General features: G+C 32.6%; 3 protein-coding genes. All 3 read left to right on the plus strand.

Annotated elements, in window-relative coordinates:
* Positions 1 to 199 (plus strand): hypothetical protein (locus ACFQ1G_RS01395; protein WP_380736451.1); only part of this gene is annotated, 199 nt, incomplete at its 5' end.
* A 175-nt stretch (positions 200 to 374) separates the two neighbouring features.
* Positions 375 to 1,091 carry a hypothetical protein gene (locus ACFQ1G_RS01400; RefSeq protein ID WP_380736452.1) on the plus strand — a complete coding sequence of 239 codons (717 nt, stop codon included), beginning with the start codon at positions 375 to 377 and terminating at the stop codon, positions 1,089 to 1,091.
* A 168-nt stretch (positions 1,092 to 1,259) separates the two neighbouring features.
* Positions 1,260 to 1,802, plus strand: a complete 543-nt coding sequence (locus tag ACFQ1G_RS01405; RefSeq protein WP_380736453.1) for a hypothetical protein — start codon at positions 1,260 to 1,262, stop codon at positions 1,800 to 1,802.
* Positions 1,803 to 2,037: the final 235 nt, after the last annotated feature.

A 2,037-nucleotide genomic window follows, 5' to 3' on the forward strand; every position in this document is an offset into this window, starting at 1 on the left:
AACCGAACTCGGAATTGACAAATTAAATATGGAAAGTTTTAATCAAATAGTTTCAAGTACTTCGGCAAGACACGCTGAAAAAACAATGAAAGTTTACGAAATGTCATTTGAGAAAAGTGTAGATGAATTTTTAAAAGACTTAATGAATCATTTGATACACGACTGTCAATTAGTAAAAGAGTTTGTAATGAGTCAGTAAAAAATACGTTTGCCAACATCGGTTAACGAGCAAATAGCTGAGATCCTTCAAAAATGACATTTTTGACTACCTTTAAAAACATAACTTAACCGGACAAATTCGCGTCCCTAACTTCCGCTACTTGCGTTAACCGGAGACGTTAGCATACATTTAAAAAAATCGTACTCACTATTAAATGGATTACAATAAATATACTGCACGCGAATTAAATGATATGGCTAAGACATTTTCATCTATTCGTTCAGAGGTCGAAGCCAACTCAAATTTGTTTAGAATCGTATATGACGACGAAGCTGAAATTCATATTGAGTATTTAAGCTTCACAACTGAGTTCTACTTTAAAATTTCCAATCCCAGACTAGAGAAGAATTATGTTTATTATGACCTAAATTATAGACCGGGTGATCAGGCAAATAATTCCATTCGTGGTACGAAAAACACATCATCGGATGGAAGGCTTATGAGCGAGTTGAAAAATTGGATGAATTTGGTTAAAAACATACACGACGTAAAAAAAAGGATCCATCCAAGCAGTAAAAATTTAAATCACTATAAAGAAAAGTTATTCGAATCCTTTTCATTTATGGAGGATGAAAATGATGATAAACCTCTCGAACCTCAAAAACAGGTTGAATTATCCAATTTTTTAAATCTCTTGATTGAAAACTTCGAAGATGACCCAGATATTGATGATGAAATTATTCAAGAATTAAAATTGTTAAATGAAAACATTCCTGCTCTCACCCAATTACAAATAAAAAATCAAATAAGTTGGACATTTGCAAAAATCATGTTTAAAGGGATTGACGTTTTAAATAAAGTAACAAAAGTGGGAACTGATGCAGGTATAGGTTTTTTATTTATTGAGGGAATTAAAACCTATATAGCTTAAATCAAATAAAAACGTATGCTAACATCGGTTAACGAGCAAATAGCGGAAGATTCTTCTAAAATGACATTTTTGACTACCTTTAAAAAGATAACTTAACCGGATAAATTCACGTTTCCCAAGCCCGCTACTTGCGTTAACCGGAGACGTTGTGCACAATTTAAAAGACCAATGAAAATAACCTTTTTAATAGTATTTTTTTCTACACTTTCTGCATTCAGCCAAGAAATCAAGTACGAACTTATTTTCAGAGATTCTTGTTCTGGGAAAATTGTTAATAGCCATTTATACCATCTCGAAAGGAATGGAAAATTATACTCGACATTCGAGTCAGATAACGGAACAATTCCGCTTCCTGAAAAAGGAGTTTACAAACTTTTCGCATCAGAAATAGGAGAAGTTCATCAAGTTGAAATAAACGAGGAGATGAATTCAGACACTTTATATATACCTAAAATCAGAGAATTTCTTGTAACTCACACCAAACCGAATTATATCTTTAGAAAATGCGACAAAAAAATTGATGGATATGAAACTGGTTACTACTCGAATGGTTCTATTCGGTTAGTTGCGGAGTTTAAGAATGGACTCGTAATTGGGGAATTAAAAAGATTTTATCAAAACGGAAAAATAGAAGAGATTTCAATTTATGACAAACGTGGTTTTTTGACCAAAAAAACTGAATTTGATAAAAATGGAGAAATAATAGAATAAAACTGTGCACAACATCGGTTAACGAGCAAATAGCGGCAGACCATCGAAAAATGACATTTTTGACTACCTTTAAAACGATAACTTAACCGACAAATAACCGTTTCCCAATCCGCTACTTGCGTTAACCGGAGACGTTGTGGGCAATTAATAACAACCGAAGTTCAAATCTCTTCTTAATGTCTAACATAACTTGATAATAAAATGTAATTATGACTGAATTTTGGGAATCTGCCTA

This window comes from Salinimicrobium gaetbulicola, from assembly GCF_042676025.1.
In the GTDB taxonomy this organism is placed as follows: domain Bacteria; phylum Bacteroidota; class Bacteroidia; order Flavobacteriales; family Flavobacteriaceae; genus Salinimicrobium; species Salinimicrobium gaetbulicola.